Source organism: Sphingobium sp. 22B, assembly GCF_001580035.1.
Lineage (GTDB): Bacteria > Pseudomonadota > Alphaproteobacteria > Sphingomonadales > Sphingomonadaceae > Sphingobium > Sphingobium fuliginis.
On sequence record NZ_LTAB01000010.1, the window covers coordinates 46,733 to 62,952 of the forward strand.

The window sequence follows — 16,220 nt, forward strand, 5'->3', positions numbered from 1 at the left end:
AGCTTTGTTCATGCCGGGGCCGCGCCTTCGTGGACGGCGACGCGTCCCGTCCGCTCCAGCTTGCCCCAGCCGACGACCCAGCCGCCAATGGCCGATGCGATGGCGCGCACCACGACCCAATACATGATCTGGCGATAGACGAAGCGCTGCGCCACCAGCAGATGCGGCGGATAGCGCATGTCCCGGTTGTCGAGCGCATAGGCGGCCCAGCCGCAGAGGATGTCGACGCCGGTGAAGGCCAGCCAGTATAGCGCCATGGTCCACACATCGTTGCTGGTCTGCGCCCAGCCATGCTGGTTCACCCGGACGATGGTGCCCAGGATCGAGGTGACGAGCGCCAGGTCGATCAGCGGGGAGATGGCGGCGAACAGGATCTGGAACAGCCAGGCCTGCGGCAACCCGACCAATGCCAGCCCCGTCGGCCGCCGTTCGCGCAGGATGCGGCCATGTTTCCACAGACATTGCAGCGTGCCGAAGGCCCAGCGGTAGCGCTGCCGGGCGAGCGCCCGGAAGCTTTCGGGCGCTTCGGTCCAGGCGACGGCTTCGGGATCGTAGGTGACGCGCCAGCCTGCCCGCTGGATCGCGATGGTGAGGTCCTGATCCTCCGCCAGCGTGTCTTCGGGATAGCCGCCCACCGCGTCCAGCGCGGCGCGACGCCACGCGCCGACCGCGCCGGGCACCACGGTCATGGCGTCGAAGCCGGCGAGCGCCCGCCGCTCCAGATTCTGCGCGGTGATATATTCGACTGCCTGCCAGCGGGTGACGAGGTTCACGCGATTGCCCACCCGCGCATCCCCCGCCACCGCGCCGAGCGCGGGATCGGCGAACCAGCGGGCGAGGCGGCGGATCGTCTGCGGCTCGAACTGGGTGTCGGCGTCGAGCGCGATGACGACTTCCCCCGTCGCATCGCGCAGCGCCCGGTTCAGCGCCGCCGCCTTGCCGCCATTCCGAAGCGTCAGCAGCGTCACGCGCGGATCGTCGGCAAAGGCCCGCGCCACGATGGCGCTGGTCGCGTCCTTCGACCCATCGTCCGCGACGATCAGTTGCAGGCCCGGATAGTCGCTGGCCAGCACGCGGCGCACCGACGCCTCGATCACGCGGGCTTCGTTATAGGCGGGGATGATGACCGACACGCCGGGCCGATAGTCCGGCGGTGCGGGACGTCCCCGCCGCGCCTGGAACCAGGCGAGCAGCGTCATCAGCACCGCCCGCGCGAGCCCCAGCGCAATCGCGACATAGAATATCCAGCCGAGCAGCGCCGAAAGCGTCGCCAGCGCCACGAAGGCGGCGACGTCGACGCGCACCGCCAGCAGGTCGCCGGCCTTGACCGGCGGCATGGCGGCCTGCTGCGGCAGCCCGGCAAGCTGCGACACCGGCACGAAGCGATAGCCCTCCGCCCTCAGTCCAGCGATGATGCGGGGCAGCGCCGCCACGGTCTGCGACCGGTCGCCCCCGCCATCGTGCAGCAGGATGATGTTGCCGGAGCGGTCGGTGCTGGCCGCATGCACCTGATCGATCACCTGCCGCACTATGGCGTCGGTGCCCGGCTGCTGCCAGTCATTGGGATCGACGTGCAGGCCGACCACCGTATAGCCCAGCTTCTGCGCCGCCAGCGCGGGGCCCAGCTCGTCCGCCGTGGTCGGCTCCGCATCCCCGAAATAGGGCGCGCGGAACAGCCGCATGCTGCGCCCGGTATAGGCCTGCACCAGCCGCTGCGTGGCGTTGAGCTGCAACCGCGTCGGCTCCTCCGACCAGGTGGCGAGGTTGGGATGGTCGTAGGTGTGATTGCCGATCTCGTCCCCGTCAGCGACGATCCGTTGCAGCAGCCCCGGATGCTCCAGCGCATTTTCCCCGATGACGAAGAAGGTCGCCGGCGTGCGGGTCCGTTCCAGCACCTTCAATATCTTCGGCGTCCATACCGCATCCGGCCCATCGTCGAAGGTCAGGGCCAGCATCTTGCGGTTCTGCCCGCCGGTGCGCTCCACCTGATAGGGGGTGGGCAGCGCGCCATAGCTTTCCTGTTCAATCGTTCCCAGCGGCCCGAAGGCGACGGCGCGATGGCCCTGCGTCGGCGTGGCGGTGATGCGCAGGATCTCGCCCGACCCCTCGACATCGGTGTTGAGCGTGCTCGCCACGGTGCCGAGCCTGGGCCGGCCACCGGTGCGCCAGGCGGTCAGATCCGCCCAGATGCCCGGGTCCTCGCTGCCCAGCCGCCACAGCGCGACGCTCTGGACGCCCAGGCGCTTCAGCACCAGCAGCTCGTTCCAGCTCGCGGCGGCATCCAGCATCCAGACCTGATGCCGCTGCCCCGCCTCGTCATAGGCGAAGCCCGCATTGCCGCTCGCCGCGTCGTAGAGCGGGCGCGCGGCGCTGTCATGCGCGGCGAGCCAGGCTTCATCGAGCGACAGCGCGTCGGCGGTCCCGCCATGCCAGTCATAGGCATAGCTGCCGAGCGCGACGATGATATGGTCCGCGCCGATGGCGCGCAGCGAGACCTCCGCCTGCCGCGCGAACCAGTCCTGGGCGGCGATGGGACCGGGCTGGCCGCCCTGCCAATGCTGGTCGTAATCCATCAGGATCACCCGGTCCGCCACGGCGGCGAAGCGGGCCAGCGGCCAGCCCTGTTCCCCGGCGGGAACGGTGAGCGCGATCTTCGCGCCGTGCGGCAGGGTGGCGCGCAATATGCGGAGGAAGCGCAGATAGCCGGGCATGGCGCTGTCCGGCAGGGATTCCAGGTCCATGACCAGCCCCGCCTCATGGCGGCGGGCGACATAGCCGCTCAGCTGCCGGGCAAGCGCCAGCGCCGCTGCGGGATCGCGCAACAGCCGCGCCGCGCCCGCGCCGTCCCAGCTTTCGCTGCCGATATTCTGCACCATGGGCAGCACCCGGGGTGGACGGGGCATGGCGGCGATCATGCGGTCGAACGCCGCGTCCGTCGCGACATGGATCGGCTTGCCGGGACCGGGCACGGTGATCAAGGCCGGCACCACCCAGTCGAGCTGTCCGACATGGCGGCGCAGGGAGGCGATGCTGCTTTCATCGCCCGGCATATAGAAACCGACGTTCAGCGGACGGGCCTGCACGCGATGCTTGCCCCAATGCGGCAGCCATTTGGCGATGTCGCGCCGCAGCGAGGAGATGCCCGACAGGCGGGCCGCATGCGGCTGGGGCAGGGGCAGGGCGAGGTCGCCTTCCGACGGCACGGCGACCAATGTGGTGGCGAAGGCAATGGCGGCGAGCAGGATCAACAGCAGCGCGCCCGCCAGCAGGCGTCGCGCCCAAAGTCCCCTGCGGCCGGTGGGATCGAAGAATATGGGTCTGGTCATCGTTCGCGCTGTCGCCCTGTTTCGGGCCAGCCTTTACGCGCCCGGCCCTGCCGGGCCGATGGGCCATGCATGAACTATTGGTCATGATTGAACGGGCTGAACGAGGTGTCCCGTCGCGCTGCCCTCCACGCTGCTCCTGCCAGGTCCGTCATCCCGCCTTTTCGGGAAGCAGGGCGGCAAACAGGCTTGCCCCTCGGTCAAGCTTTTCTACCCCGCCGATCAGCAAAGCTTGAAAGACAAATCTCTACCGGCAAACTAGATAACGTCCCGTCTCGATTCGGCAGGGAGAGGACATATGGAGTGGCGATCGGCGATCGGCCGGCACTGGGGTCGCTGGAGCGACGCCATGAAACGCGAATTGCTGCGGGAGCCGGATCGCATCCTCATCGACCGTGGGCCTGAAGCAGTCGCGCCGCCCGCGGAACAGGCCGAACGGCTGGAACGCTCGCTCGAACTGCGGTGAACATGCCGGGCGGGGCTTGCCCTTTCCGTCCCTGCCTCCAATATTCCGGCCGCTTCTTGTTCTGGAGATCATATGTCAGCCACCGCCCGCGTCGCCGCTCGTGCCGTCGAACCGCTTTTCCTCGACCGCTGGTCACCGCGCGCCTTCGATTCCTCCCTCATCCCGCAGGAGGATCTGGACACGATCTTCGAAGGCGCGCGCTGGGCGCCCTCCGCCTTCAACTATCAGCCCTGGCGCCTGCTGTACGCCACGCGGGACAGCGCCAATTGGAGCCGTTTCCTGGGCGTGCTGCTGCCCTTCAACCAGAGCTGGGTGCAAAATGCATCGGTGCTGCTCTACATCCTGTCGGACACGCTGATCGCCGCGCCCGGATCGGAAGATTTCAAGCCGTCGCACAGCCACAGCTTCGATGCCGGCGCGGCCTGGGCGCTGCTGGCGTTGCAGGCGACGCGGCTGGGCTATCATGCCCATGCGATGTCGGGCGTGGATTTCGACAAGGCGCGCGTGGAACTGGCCGTGCCCGACCGTTTCCGTATCGAGGCCGCCGTCGCCATCGGCCGCATCGCGGACAAGTCCATCCTGTCCGAATCGCTCCAGGCGCGCGAGGTGCCGAGCGGCCGCAAGGATATTTCGGAATTCGTCACGGCTGGCAATTTCCCGGCTTGAGGCGGGAAGGGAACGGCCTTCTCCTGTTCCGTCATGCTGAAACAGCTTGGGCATGACGGTTCCCGAATGACGCCCGCCGGTCCGCCCCGAATTCAGGTCCGCGCCAGCGCCTCCGCCGTGGCGTCCATCGTTCCCGGCTCCTGGTCGCCGGTCAGGGCATAGGACATGTCGCCGCGCCGCCAATAGGCCACGGACTGTTCCCCTTCGCGCACCGCGTCGGGATGTTCGGGCGCGGCGGTCTTCTCATGCACGGCGAAGATCGTCATCCTGTGCCCCGTATCGGTGCGCACCGCCATCAGCAGCGCGGGGGCCTTGTCGGTCGGGAAGAGCTGGACGTCGGTCACATGCCAGTCGTCGGGCAGTTGCGGCATGGCGATGCGGGTGTTGAGCGCGACTTCCCGCGCATCGAAGCGGGGCGCCTCGATCTGCGAATTCATGTCGGCGCGCAGCATCGCGATCCGGTGCGAGGCGACCGCATAGCTGACATAGGCGGGCGGCCGCTCGAACCCCACCATCCAGACCGCCAGCGCCGCCGCCAGTCCCGATGTCGCCAACCCCGCCGGCATCAAGCGGCGCCAGCGGCTTTTCTGCGGTTGCGCCAATCGTTCGGCCCTGTCGGCCAGCCCGGCGGGCACCGGCCGCCGGTCCTGCGTCAGCATGCGGAGCGCGCTGCGGACGCTGAGGTCGCCCATGACGCGGGCGGCCAGCTCGGGCTGGCGCGAGAGGCGGGTTTCGACGACGAAACGCCGCTCCACATCCAGCTCGCCGTCAATATAGGCGTCAATCTCCAGATCGGTAATTTCCGGATCGGTCGGACGATCAGTCATCGCTTCCTCCTATCAGCCGGAGGCCCGTTGCCCCCTGCTGCCCCTGTTCCCGCTCCCTCAATGCAGCCCGCGCCCGCGCCAGCCGCGACATCACCGTCCCCACCGGCACCCCCAAAGTCTCCGCCGCCTGCTGGTAGCTGAAGCCCTCTATCGCCGTCAGGTGCAGCACGGCGCGGTGATGCTCCGGCAAGGCCGCGAACTGCCGCGCGATCTGGACCAGCCGGGCATGTTCCTCCTGCCCCGGCTCCAGCCGGTCGACCAGCGTTTCGGCAAAGCGGCTGTTGCGCCGCGCCTCCGACGCCTCGCGCCGCTTGGCGGAGAAGAAGACATTGTGGACGATCGCCAGCAGCCAGCGGCGGCGGTCGCGGTCGGGCTGGAACGTCTCCTGCCGCTCTATGGCGCGGACGATCGCGTCCTGCACGACATCGTCGGCGTCCTGCTCGTCGCGGGTCAGCGACCGGGCATAGCGCCGCATCGCGACCAGATCGTCCCTGATGCCGGAACCCTCGTCCATCATCGCCATGTCATGCCGCCTGCGCGGCGGGCGTGGCAAGCGGGATGTGCAGCGCCCCGGCATAGCTGTGCGCCACATCCTCCAGCACATCGTCCCAGGCGAAGCGCGCCGCCGCCTCCGCCGCCGCAGCGCCCAGCGCGGCGCGGCGGGCGGGCTGGCGGATCAACCCCGCCACCGCCGCCGCATAGGCCCCGACATCCTTGGGCGGCACCAGCAGGCCGGTGCGCCCGTCAGCGATCAGGGCCGACGCGCTGGGCACATTGGCGGAGACGATGGCGAGGCCCGATGCCATCGCCTCCAGATTGACGTTGCCGAACGCCTCCGTGACGGAGGGGTTGATGAGGATGTCGGCGCTGGCGACGGCGCGGCCCAGCATTTCTCCCGACAAATGGCCCATGAAGGTGGCGTTGGGCAGCCGCTCGGCCAGCCAGTTCCGCGCCGGTCCTTCGCCCACGATCAGCGGGCGGACGGCCAGGCCCTGGGCGCGGACGGCGCCGATGGTCTCGGCAAAGACGCGCAGCCCCTTTTCCAGCACCAGCCGGCCGAAGAACAGCGGCACCATATCCGCCGCATCATAGCCAAGCCCGGACCGGAAGGCCGGATCGCGCAGCGCCGGACGGAAGCAGGCGGGGTCGATGCCGCGTCCCCAAATGGCGATCCGCTCTCCGCCAACCCGTGCCGCCATATCCCGCGCTATGGGCAGGGTAGGGCAGAGGATGCGGTCGCAATCGCCATAGAAGCGGTCGAGATAGCGCTCCACCGGTCCGCGGAGGAAGGACAGGCGATAATAGTCGAGATAGGTTTCGAAGCGGGTGTGCAGGCTGGCGACTACCGGAATGCCCAGCGCCCGGGCATGATTCTGCGCCTGCCGCCCCAGTAGGTCCGGGGCGGAGAGGTGGACGATGTCGGGCGCGAAATCCTCGAAATCCTGACGGGCGGCGCGGGTGAAGCCCAGGGCGATGCGATATTCCGGGCGGCCGGGAATGCTGATCGATCGGACGGAGCGCACCTCGCCCACCGACGCGAACGCCTTGCGCGGCGCGGTGGGCGAATAGATCCGCACCTCCGCCCGCACGCGATGCAGCAGATAGGCGACCAGCCGGTTTAGCGCTTGGTTGGCGCCGTCGCGCACGCAATCATAATTGCCGGAAAACAGCGCGACCCGCAGCGGACGGCCCAGCGCCGCTGACAGCGCAAGGCGGGATTGGGAAAGGCGCATGGGGTCGGCACGAAGGTCGGCGGCATGGTTCATGCCCGGTATACGCGGGGGGAGGGTGGTCTATTCCCTCCGTTTACAGCAGGCGGGTCGGCGCTAGATTGGAGAGGTGACTCCCGCCCCCCAACCATCGCCGCGACCACTCGTCATGCTGAACTTGTTTCAGCATCCATTTATCCCCACGAACCGCGGTCTCCGAAGGCGCGATGGATGCTGAAACAAGTTCAGCATGACGGAAGGAGGCGGGCTTCACGCCGACTTCGCACAACCCTGATACTAGCCTTTCTCGCGGCCCTCATCGCAGGCGCCGCCGCCTATTGCCATTATCTGGGCTATCCCAACGGGCGAATCTTCACCCCGGTCCCCGCTGCCGCACCCAGGGAAGACGGCACCGTCGCGGTCTTCTTTTCCGGCGACATGGGGTTCAACGCAGGCATGGGCCCGGTGATCGCCCACCATATGGCGCAAGGCGGCGTCCCGGTGCTGGGCGTCAATTCGCTGGCCGCCTTCGCCCGCCGCCAGTCGCCGGAGGAAAGCGGCAGGCTGGTGGAGACGGCGGCCCGCCGCGCCCTGGCTCAGCCCGGCGCGCGCAGGCTGGTGCTGGCCGGGCAATCCTTCGGCGCGAACATGCTGCTCGCCGGGCTGGAGCGCCTGCCGCCCAGCCTGCGCGCCCGCGTCGCCATGGTCGCGCTGATCGTCCCCGCCGACACCATGCTGTTCCGCGCCACGCCCGGCGGCCTGTTCGACTTCGGGGACGACGGCCCGGCCGCGCCCGCAGCCCGTGCGCTCGACTGGGCCCCGGTCCTATGCATCCATGGCGTCAAGGAAAGCGGCAGCCTCTGCCCCGGCTGGCGCCAGCCCAATGTCCGCGTCGTCGGCCTGCCCGGCGGCCATTTCCTGGAGGATGATTCGGAACGGGTGGCGAAGACCCTGTTGCGCGCCTTGCCGGACCCGGCCCCGAACATTGCCAAAAATTCAGACAGCGCAGAGCCTCCCGCAATCTGAACGGGCCTAGAAGCCGTGATCGTTCCGGGAAAGGATGGGTCATATGGCGATAGGGAGGCTTTGGGCGGCGCTGGCGCTTCTGGTTGCAGCCGCCCCCGTCCTCGCGGCCAAGGTGCCCGTCGCGCAGCCAGAAGGATTGTGGCTCAGCCCGCACAATAATGTCGCCGTGCGCACCGGAGCGTGCGGCGACCGGCTGTGCGGCTGGATCGTCTGGGCCGACCGCGAGGCGCAGGCCGACGCCCGCGACGGCGGCACCCCCCGGCTGGTCGGCACCGAATTGCTGGAGGATTATCGCGCCGAGGGTAAAGGGCAATGGCGCGGCACCATCTTCGTCCCCGATCTTGGCCGCCGCTTCAGCTCGCAGATCAGCCAGCTTTCGCCGGGCCAGTTGCGGGTCAAGGGCTGCATATTGGGCGGCCTCATCTGCAAGTCGCAGCTCTGGACCCGGATAGACCGGTTGCCGGGGCAGTCATGATCCGGTTCCGCCGCGTCCGTCTCTGGCTGATACCCGGCCTGCTCGCGGCGGCAGCGCTGCTGCTGTCGACCTCCAACGCCAGCAATCCGGCCCGGGCGGCGGCCGATCCGGTGCCCGGCGCGACCGGTCCGGTCGCGGAAAGCCAATATAGCTTCCCGGCGCTGGGCCGGGTCGCCGTTTACCGGCCCGCAGGCGCGCCGAGCGGCGTCGTGCTGGCGCTGTCCGACCGCCATGGCTGGGACGATGACAGCGCCGACACCGCGCGCCTGTTGGCGGCGCGGGGCGCGCTCGTGGCGGGCATCTCCACGCCCGCCTTCCTGCGGGCGTTGCAGGCCTCGCGCCGTTGCATCAACCCCAATTACGGCATCATCGCGCTGGCCCGCGACCTGCAGCACCGGCTCGCGCTGCCCATGTATGACAAGCCGGTCCTGATCGGCCGGGGCGAGGGGGCGGCGTTGGCCTATGCGACGCTCGCCGCCGGACCCAATGGCGTGTACAAGGCGGTGCTCTCGCGGGACTTCACCCCGCTTCTGGACGGCGGGCGGCCCTGGTGCCGATCAGGGAGCCTGAAGGCCGCACCCGTGCATCATGGCTTGGCCTTCGCTCCCAGCCGCAAGCTCCCTTCGCCGTGGATCGTGCTGTCCGACGTCCGCCCCCGCCCGGCCCTGCAACGCTTCGTCGCCCGCACCGGCAGCGGCAGGCTGGTGACGGCCGCCAAGGGGCAGGGGGAAGTCGCGCTGCTCTCCCAGCTAAGGCCTTTCCTGGCCGCGCCGCCCGCCAACGCCGCTTTGCCCAGCGGGTTGCCGCTCAACATCGTCACCGACGCCGCCGCGCCGCGCACCGGCATGATGGCGGTCCTCTATTCGGGCGACGGCGGCTGGGTCGGGCTGGACAAGGATGTCGCGGGCCAACTCGCCCATGCGGGCATCCCGGTCGTCGGCATGGACAGCCTGTCCTATTTCTGGAGCCAGCGCACGCCCCAGGGCGCGGCCCGCGACCTGAGCGCCATCATCCGCGGCTATTCGCGCCATTGGCGCCGCCCCCGCGTCCTGCTGGTCGGCTACAGCTTCGGCGCGGACGTGCTGCCCTATATCGTCGGCGGCCTGCCCGCGCCCCAGCGCGCGCAGGTGCAGCGCCTGTCGCTGCTGGGCCTCAGCCCCGGCGCCGATTTCCAGTTCCACATGAGCAGTTGGCTGGACATGGATTCGACCCGTCAATATCCGACCATTCCCGCCATAAAGCGGCTGCGCGGTCTGCCCATGCTCTGCGTGCGCGGAACGCTGGAAAATGACAGCGCCTGCCCCTCCATTCCCCAAGGGTTGGCGCAGATGGTGGTCGTGCCCGGCGGCCATCATTTCGACCGCAACGCCCCGCTGCTGGTGACTCATATGCTCAAGGGGCTGACGATATGATCCTGGTCGAGCGGATCAAGGCCTGGAAAGCGCCGCTGACGGTCGCCGTCATGCTGGCGGTGGCGGCGCTGGGGCTGGTGGCGCTGCACGGCCTGTTGGCGGAAGTGCGGCTGAAGGACATCCGCCATGCCGTGCATCTGATCGCCGGCTGGCGGCTGGCGGCGGCGCTGGCGCTGACGGCGGCGAGCTACATTGCGCTCACCTTCTACGACTATGTCGCGCTGCGGATCGTCGGGCGGCCCCTGCCGTGGCGGACGGCGGCGCTGGCGTCCTTCTGCAGCTACACGCTCAGCCACAATCTCGGCCTCTCGCTGCTGACCGGCGGGTCGGCGCGCTACCGCATCTACACCGCCGCCGGGCTGGAGGGCGGCGACATCGCCCGCATCATCGCCTCGGCGGGCCTGTCCTTCTGGGGCGGGGTGTTCGTGCTGGCGGGGGCGCTGATGCTGGTCCATCCGGCCGACATCGGCATCATGGGATGGACGATCGGCATGCCGTGGCAAAGGCTGGCGGGGGGCGCGATCCTGCTGGCGGCGGCGGCGGTCCTGTTCCTCCTCGCCCGCCCCGCCCGCGCCCCGCGCCTGTTCGGCTGGCGGCTGGCGCTGCCGACCCAGGGGCAGGCGCTCGCCCAGATCGGCGTCGCCTGCATCGACCTCGCCGCCGCCAGCGCCGCGCTGTTCATCCTGGTGCCCGGCATCGCCCCGGCGCTCTATCCCACTTTGTTCCTGGCCTATGGGCTGGCGGTCATCGTCACTCTGGTCAGTCATGTCCCCGGCGGGTTGGGCATATTCGAGGCGGTGATCGTCGCCACCCTGCCCGATGTGGACAGGCCCAGCCTGCTCGCCGCGCTGATCGCCTATCGCCTGATCTATTATCTGATCCCGCTGCTGCTGGGGGTCATCGCCATCGCCCTGCATGAAGGCAATGGCTGGCGCCACCCGGTCAGCCGGGTGCTGGACGGCGCGCAGGCCGCCGCGTCCGGCATGGCGCCGGTCATGCTGTCGCTGCTGGTGGCGGTGGGCGGCGTGATCCTGCTGATCTCCGGCGCGCTGCCCGCGATCCAGCACCGCATGCGCATCGTCACCGGCTGGCTGCCGCTGACCTTCATCGAAGCGTCCCATTTCGCCGCCAGCGTCATCGGCACGCTGCTGATCCTGCTCGCTTCCGGCCTCTATCGCAGGCTGGACGCCGCCTTCTGGATGACGCGGGCGCTGCTGCTGGCGGGCGCGCTCTTCTCGCTGATCAAAGGGCTGGATTATGAGGAAGCGAGCGCGCTGCTGCTGATCGCCGCGCTGCTGCAATGGACGCGGGGCGCCTTCTACCGCCGCACCAGCTTCACCGCCGAAGCGCTGACCCCCGCCTGGATCGCGACGCTGGCCGTGGCGGTCGGCCTGTCGATCTGGATCGGCTTCTTCGCCTATAAGCATGTCGATTATCAGAACGACCTGTGGTGGCATTTCGGCCCGCACGCCAACGCCGCCCGCTTCCTGCGCGCAGGCCTTGCGACCGCGGTGCTGGCAGTCGGCGCCGCCTTCTGGCGCATGTTCCGCCCCGCGACCGCGCCGCGCCTCGCCGACCGCCCGTCCATCACGGCCAGCGCGGACGCGCTGGCGCTGGCCCAACGGACCGACGCGCTGCTCGCGACTACCGGCGACAAGCTGTTCCTGATCTCCGGCACCGGCCGCGCCTTCGTCATGTACCAGGTGCAGGGACATAGCTGGATCGTGATGGGCGACCCCGTGGGCGACCGGTCGGAATGGCCCAACCTGCTGTGGCAGTTGCGCGAAAGGGCGGATGCAGAACAGGGCCGCCTGCTGCTCTACCAACTGAGCCTCGACGCCCTGCCGCTGGCGATCGACCTTGGCCTCGCCATCGTCAAATATGGCGAGGAAGCCCGCGTCGACCTGCATCATTTCACGCTCGACGGGCCGGACGCCAAGCCGCTGCGCTATGCCGAACGCCGCGCCATGCGCGAAGGGGCGACGTTCGAGATCGTGCCGGCGGGCCGGGTGCCCATGCTGATGGCGGAATTGAAGGCGATCTCCGACCAATGGCTCGCCGCCAAGGGCCATGGCGAAAAGGCGTTCAGCGTCGGCCGCTTCGACCCCGCCTATATCGCCGCCTGCGACTGCGCCCTCGTCCGGCAGGAGGGACGGATCGTCGCCTTCGCCAATATCTGGGCCACCGCCAATCGCCGCGAACTGTCGGTCGACCTGATGCGCCACGCGGATGAGATGCCCTATGGCACGATGGATTTCCTGTTCATCCGCCTGATGCAATGGGGCCGCGAACAGGGCTATGACTGGTTCACCCTGGGCCTCGCGCCGCTGTCGGGCATAGAGGCGCGTCGTCTGTCGCCCTTCTGGGCCAAGGCGGGCGCCTTCTTCTTCCGCCATGGCGAGAGCTTCTACGGTTTCGAGGGGCTGCGCGCCTATAAGGACAAATATGCCCCGCGCTGGGAACCCCGCTTCATCGCGGGGCCAAGCGGCATATCCCTGTCCCGCGCGATGATCGACCTGCAAAAGCTGGTCGGCGGCGGACCGGGCAGCGCGGCGACAAGGACGCGGCGGCGCAGGACGCATGCACCGCCGGCGGCGGGCCTGGACGATGAGGGAGGCCAGTTATCGGGACGGCTGGCACGGGCGGATGTGGGTTGAGATTTTCGGCTTGCCGGCTCGGAAGCGGGTGACGCAGAGGGGATGGCCGACGGTCTGAACGCTGCCCTTTCCCGAAGGAGCGCGGCGCGGCCTGATGGCGACGCTCGACCAAAACATCTTCCGCACATATCGCAAAAATCACGTGATGATATGTTGTAACTTTGCTCGGCCTCGCTTATGTAGCACGCACCATGCCGATCAGCCTTCGCCAGCATCTGCTCAACGGCCGGATCGATCGCATCGCGATCGCTCTGTCGGGCGTGTGCGTGGCGCATTGCTTCGGTACGGCCGTGCTGCTCGGCGTGCTCGCCTCCGCCGGAGGGATTTTCGAAAGCCCGATCTTCCATGAGGCCGGCTTGGTGCTGGCGATCCTGCTGGGCGCGGTAGCGCTCGGCCATGGCGCGGTGGCGCATGGCTTCATGATGCCGGCCGCCATCGGATCGCTGGGCCTGGGAATCATGGCGGGCGCGCTCACCATGGATCATGGCTGGCAGGAAAGTGCCTATACGCTGCTGGGCGTCGCGATCCTGGCGCTTGGCCACGATCTCAATCACCGCGCCGGGCGATAGCCGCTCCAACATCGCGCATGAAAAAAGGGGACCCGGCAAGGTTCCCCTTTTTGCCTGGCCGCTGATTCCGGCTCAGATCGGTTTACGGTCCAGCCGATGTTCGCCCTTCACCCAGCGCACCGTGCCGGTGCTGGCGCGCATCACGACGCTGTCGGTGGTGAGCTTGCCGCCCGGCAGCCGCTTGACGCCGGCCAGCAACGATCCGTCGGTGACGCCGGTCGCCGCGAAGATGCAGTCGCCCTTGGCCAGTTCGTTGAGGTCATAGACCTTGTCCAGGTCGGCAATGCCCCATTTGCGGGCGCGTGCGCGCTCGTCATCATTGCGGAACAGCAGCTTGCCCTTGAACTGCCCGCCGACGCAGCGCAGCGCCGCGCAGGCCAGAACGCCCTCCGGCGCGCCGCCCGATCCCATGTACATGTCGATATTGGTTTCGGGATTGGTGGTGGCGATCACGCCCGCCACGTCCCCGTCCGGGATCAGCATGATGCCGCAGCCGATGGCGCGCAGCTCCGCGATCAGCTTCTCATGGCGCGGCCGGTCCAGCACGCAGACGATGATCTCATGCGCGTCGACGCCCTTGGCGCGGGCGACCGCCTCGACATTCTCCTTCACCGACCTGTTGAGGTCGATGACGCCATCGGGCAGGCCCGGGCCGACCGCCAGCTTCTCCATATAGACGTCGGGCGCGTTGAGCAGGCCGCCCTCTTCGGAAATCGCCAGCACGGCCAGCGCGTTGGGACCGGCCTTGGCGGTGATGGTGGTGCCCTCCAGCGGATCGAGCGCGATGTCGATCCGTGGGCCGGTGCCGATCGCGTTGCCGACCTTCTCCCCGATATAGAGCATCGGCGCTTCGTCGCGTTCGCCTTCACCGATGACGACGGTGCCGTCCATATAGAGGTCGTTGAAGGCCAGGCGCATCGCTTCGACCGCGGCGGCATCGGCGGCCTTCTCATCGCCGCGGCCGATCAGCTTCGACGCGGCGATCGCGGCCGCTTCGGTCACGCGCACCATCTCCAGCACCAGCACACGATCGAGTATCGAGCTTGCCTGCACCATGTCGTTTCCTCTTCAGCCGCTATTTTGGAGAGCGCGATAGGATGTCGCTCGAACATTGTCGAGGGTGCGCTTTTCGCGAGGGGGATGCAACGGAAGCGCGTTTGTGGCGTTCGCAGCAGGACAAGACCAAGGGCCGCTCCGATGATCCTTCTGCTGATTGCCGCCAGCCTCGCCGCGCAGCCCGATGGCGCGCCGCGCCGGATCGCCAGGGTTCGGCCAGCGCCCTGCCAGGCCGTGCCGGCGCTGTGCCTGACCGAAACGGCCGCGCAGGAACCGCGTCTGGGACGAAGCGCGGCTTCAGCGGGCGACGGGAAGATGAGCGCCTACCGCTTCGATGCGCGGCCATGCCGTATCGTGGGCAATATGGGCTGCCCCAAGCGCGCCAATCGGCAGATATTCCGGCTGGGCGAACCCATCGGCCAGACGCTGGCCCGGAGTTTCGGGCTGGATTGAGCGTGCGGAACGAAGAGGGGTGTCGAAGCCATGCCCCTCCCGCCTGTGGAAGGGATAGGGGGGCGCAAGCGGCGAGCTTACAAGCTGGCTGTTGAAAACCGCCGCCGATGTCGCGCCAGCCACCCCTCTGTCGAAGGTCCTGGATGGGCCAATCCCAGCGCCATGCCTTACACCTGCATTTCAATCCAGGATATGCATCACCATCGGCGTTTGCAGCAGGCTGTCCGACCCTGCCAGCCGGTCCAGCGTCTCCCTTACGCAGCGTTCCTCGCCCGCATGGGTGACGATCGCCACCAGCACGCCGTCCATCTGGCTGGCGCCGCGCTGGATCATGCTCTCGATGGACACGCCGGCGTCGCGGGTCGCCGCCGCGATCTCCGCCAGCACGCCGGGCCGGTCCTGCACCTTGAAGCGCAGATAGGCGCGGCCCACGCGCTTGCCCGCATCGGCCGGCTTCTGCTGGGCCAGGGCGGCCACGGGCATGGCGAGCGCGTCGCCATATTCGTCGCGCGCCACGTCGATCAGGTCGGCGACCACCGCCGATGCGGTCGGCCCGTCGCCCGCGCCGCGCCCCTGGAAGAAAAGGCGGCCGACGAAATTGCCCTCCGCCACCACGGCGTTCAGCGACCCGTCGACATGGGCCAGCGGATGGTCGAGCGGCACCAGCATCGGGTGGACGCGCTGGAACAGGCCGTCGGGGCCATTCTCCGCCATGCCGACCAGTCGGATGCGATAGCCGAGCGCTGCCGCCTCCGCGATGTCCGCGGCGATGACATGGCGGATGCCGGTGGTCGCGACCGCATCGAAATCCAGTTCCGTGCCAAAGGCGAGGCTGGCGAGGATGGTCAGCTTGTGCGCGGCGTCGACACCGTCGATGTCGAAGCTGGGATCGGCCTCGGCATAGCCCAGTTCCTGCGCTTCCTTCAGCACCTCGTCGAAGCCGCGCCCTTCTTTCTCCATCGTGGTCAGGATGTAGTTGCAGGTGCCGTTGAGGATGCCGTAGACACGCGCAATCTCGTTCGCGGCCGCGCCTTCGCGCATGCCCTTGATGACCGGGATGCCGCCCGCGACCGCCGCTTCATATTTGAGGGCGACGCCCGCCTTCTCCGCCAGCCCGGCAAGGTCGAGGCCATGATGGGCCAGCATCGCCTTGTTCGCGGTGACGAAGGGCTTGCCGACGCTCAGGCACTGGCGGGCGAGGGTGAGGGCAGGGCCGTCCGCCCCGCCGATCAGTTCCACCACCACGTCGATGTCGTCGCGGGTCGCCAGCGTGGTCATGTCGTCTACCCATTCATAGGGGGAGAGGTCGACGCCGCGATCCTTGTTGCGGTCGCGCGCGGAGATGGCGACGATCTGGATCGGGCAACCGGCGCGGCGGGCGATCAGGTCGGCATTGGTCTGGAGCAGCCGAATGACCCCGCCGCCCACCGTGCCGAGGCCGACCAGCGCGACGCGCAGCGGGGCATGGCGGTGCAGATTGGTCATGGCTTCCGTTCATCCTTCCTGATCACGAGACGCCGCGCTGATAGCGGCGTCTGCGCTTCTGTCCAAGAAAAAGGAGCCGGCCGCGGAACCGGAAGG

Annotated in this window: 14 protein-coding genes; 8 read left to right on the forward strand and 6 right to left on the reverse strand. The window is 68.5% G+C overall.

Going from position 1 to position 16,220, the window contains the following annotated elements:
• Positions 1 to 8: 8 nt before the first annotated feature.
• Positions 9 to 3,326, reverse strand: a complete 3,318-nt coding sequence (locus A0J57_RS11220) for a glycosyltransferase (protein WP_061935627.1) — start codon at positions 3,324 to 3,326, stop codon at positions 9 to 11.
• 295 nt (positions 3,327 to 3,621) lie between these two features.
• Here A0J57_RS11220 and A0J57_RS26360 point away from each other — a divergent pair, with 295 nt between their 5' ends.
• Positions 3,622 to 3,789 carry a hypothetical protein gene (locus A0J57_RS26360; protein ID WP_157846853.1) on the forward strand — a complete coding sequence of 56 codons (168 nt, stop codon included), beginning with the start codon at positions 3,622 to 3,624 and terminating at the stop codon, positions 3,787 to 3,789.
• Positions 3,790 to 3,861: 72 nt separating this feature from the next.
• Entirely contained in the window at positions 3,862 to 4,455 is a 594-nt protein-coding gene (locus A0J57_RS11225; RefSeq protein WP_061935630.1) for a nitroreductase family protein, read from the forward strand.
• Between the two features lie 92 nt (positions 4,456 to 4,547).
• Here the strand turns inward: A0J57_RS11225 and A0J57_RS11230 are convergent, their stop codons facing one another.
• Genes A0J57_RS11230 through A0J57_RS11240 form a run of 3 tightly spaced genes read right to left on the reverse strand, consistent with a single transcriptional unit; the run spans position 4,548 to position 7,015 of the window.
• A complete protein-coding gene (locus A0J57_RS11230) occupies positions 4,548 to 5,282 on the reverse strand; it encodes an anti-sigma factor (RefSeq protein WP_025549333.1) in 735 nt (244 codons plus the stop codon).
• The gene (locus tag A0J57_RS11235) at positions 5,275 to 5,805 is read right to left on the reverse strand and encodes a sigma-70 family RNA polymerase sigma factor (RefSeq protein ID WP_082718654.1); all 531 of its coding nucleotides are present in this window, start codon (positions 5,803 to 5,805) and stop codon (positions 5,275 to 5,277) included. Before A0J57_RS11235 ends, A0J57_RS11230 begins: the two co-directional genes overlap by 8 nt.
• Before the next feature lies 1 nt (position 5,806).
• Positions 5,807 to 7,015 (reverse strand): glycosyltransferase family 1 protein, encoded by a 1,209-nt coding sequence (locus A0J57_RS11240; RefSeq protein ID WP_061935827.1) that lies wholly within the window; start codon positions 7,013 to 7,015, stop codon positions 5,807 to 5,809.
• Between the two features lie 207 nt (positions 7,016 to 7,222).
• On the opposite strand from A0J57_RS11240, the gene A0J57_RS11245 reads away from it, so the two are divergent.
• From A0J57_RS11245 to A0J57_RS11265, 5 genes are all read left to right on the forward strand, one after another.
• Positions 7,223 to 8,017, forward strand: a complete 795-nt coding sequence (locus tag A0J57_RS11245; protein WP_061935633.1) for an AcvB/VirJ family lysyl-phosphatidylglycerol hydrolase — start codon at positions 7,223 to 7,225, stop codon at positions 8,015 to 8,017.
• A 43-nt stretch (positions 8,018 to 8,060) separates the two neighbouring features.
• Positions 8,061 to 8,492, forward strand: coding sequence for a DUF2147 domain-containing protein (locus A0J57_RS11250; protein ID WP_101756459.1), 432 nt, complete (start codon positions 8,061 to 8,063; stop codon positions 8,490 to 8,492).
• Positions 8,489 to 9,904, forward strand: coding sequence for an AcvB/VirJ family lysyl-phosphatidylglycerol hydrolase (locus tag A0J57_RS11255; RefSeq protein ID WP_061935639.1), 1,416 nt, complete (start codon positions 8,489 to 8,491; stop codon positions 9,902 to 9,904). Before A0J57_RS11250 ends, A0J57_RS11255 begins: the two co-directional genes overlap by 4 nt.
• Positions 9,901 to 12,561: a bifunctional lysylphosphatidylglycerol flippase/synthetase MprF gene (mprF, locus tag A0J57_RS11260; RefSeq protein WP_235600848.1), complete on the forward strand. Its 2,661-nt coding sequence runs from the start codon at positions 9,901 to 9,903 to the stop codon at positions 12,559 to 12,561. Before A0J57_RS11255 ends, mprF begins: the two co-directional genes overlap by 4 nt.
• A gap of 191 nt (positions 12,562 to 12,752) precedes the next feature.
• Positions 12,753 to 13,130, forward strand: a complete 378-nt coding sequence (locus tag A0J57_RS11265; RefSeq protein ID WP_025549324.1) for a MerC domain-containing protein — start codon at positions 12,753 to 12,755, stop codon at positions 13,128 to 13,130.
• 72 nt (positions 13,131 to 13,202) lie between these two features.
• Here the strand turns inward: A0J57_RS11265 and glpX are convergent, their stop codons facing one another.
• Positions 13,203 to 14,186 carry a class II fructose-bisphosphatase gene (gene glpX / locus A0J57_RS11270; RefSeq protein WP_025549323.1) on the reverse strand — a complete coding sequence of 328 codons (984 nt, stop codon included), beginning with the start codon at positions 14,184 to 14,186 and terminating at the stop codon, positions 13,203 to 13,205.
• A gap of 141 nt (positions 14,187 to 14,327) precedes the next feature.
• Here glpX and A0J57_RS11275 point away from each other — a divergent pair, with 141 nt between their 5' ends.
• Positions 14,328 to 14,639 (forward strand): hypothetical protein, encoded by a 312-nt coding sequence (locus A0J57_RS11275; protein ID WP_061935642.1) that lies wholly within the window; start codon positions 14,328 to 14,330, stop codon positions 14,637 to 14,639.
• 180 nt (positions 14,640 to 14,819) lie between these two features.
• Here A0J57_RS11275 and A0J57_RS11280 read toward each other — a convergent pair whose 3' ends face one another.
• Entirely contained in the window at positions 14,820 to 16,124 is a 1,305-nt protein-coding gene (locus A0J57_RS11280; protein ID WP_061935645.1) for a homoserine dehydrogenase, read from the reverse strand.
• Positions 16,125 to 16,220 lie beyond the last annotated feature (96 nt).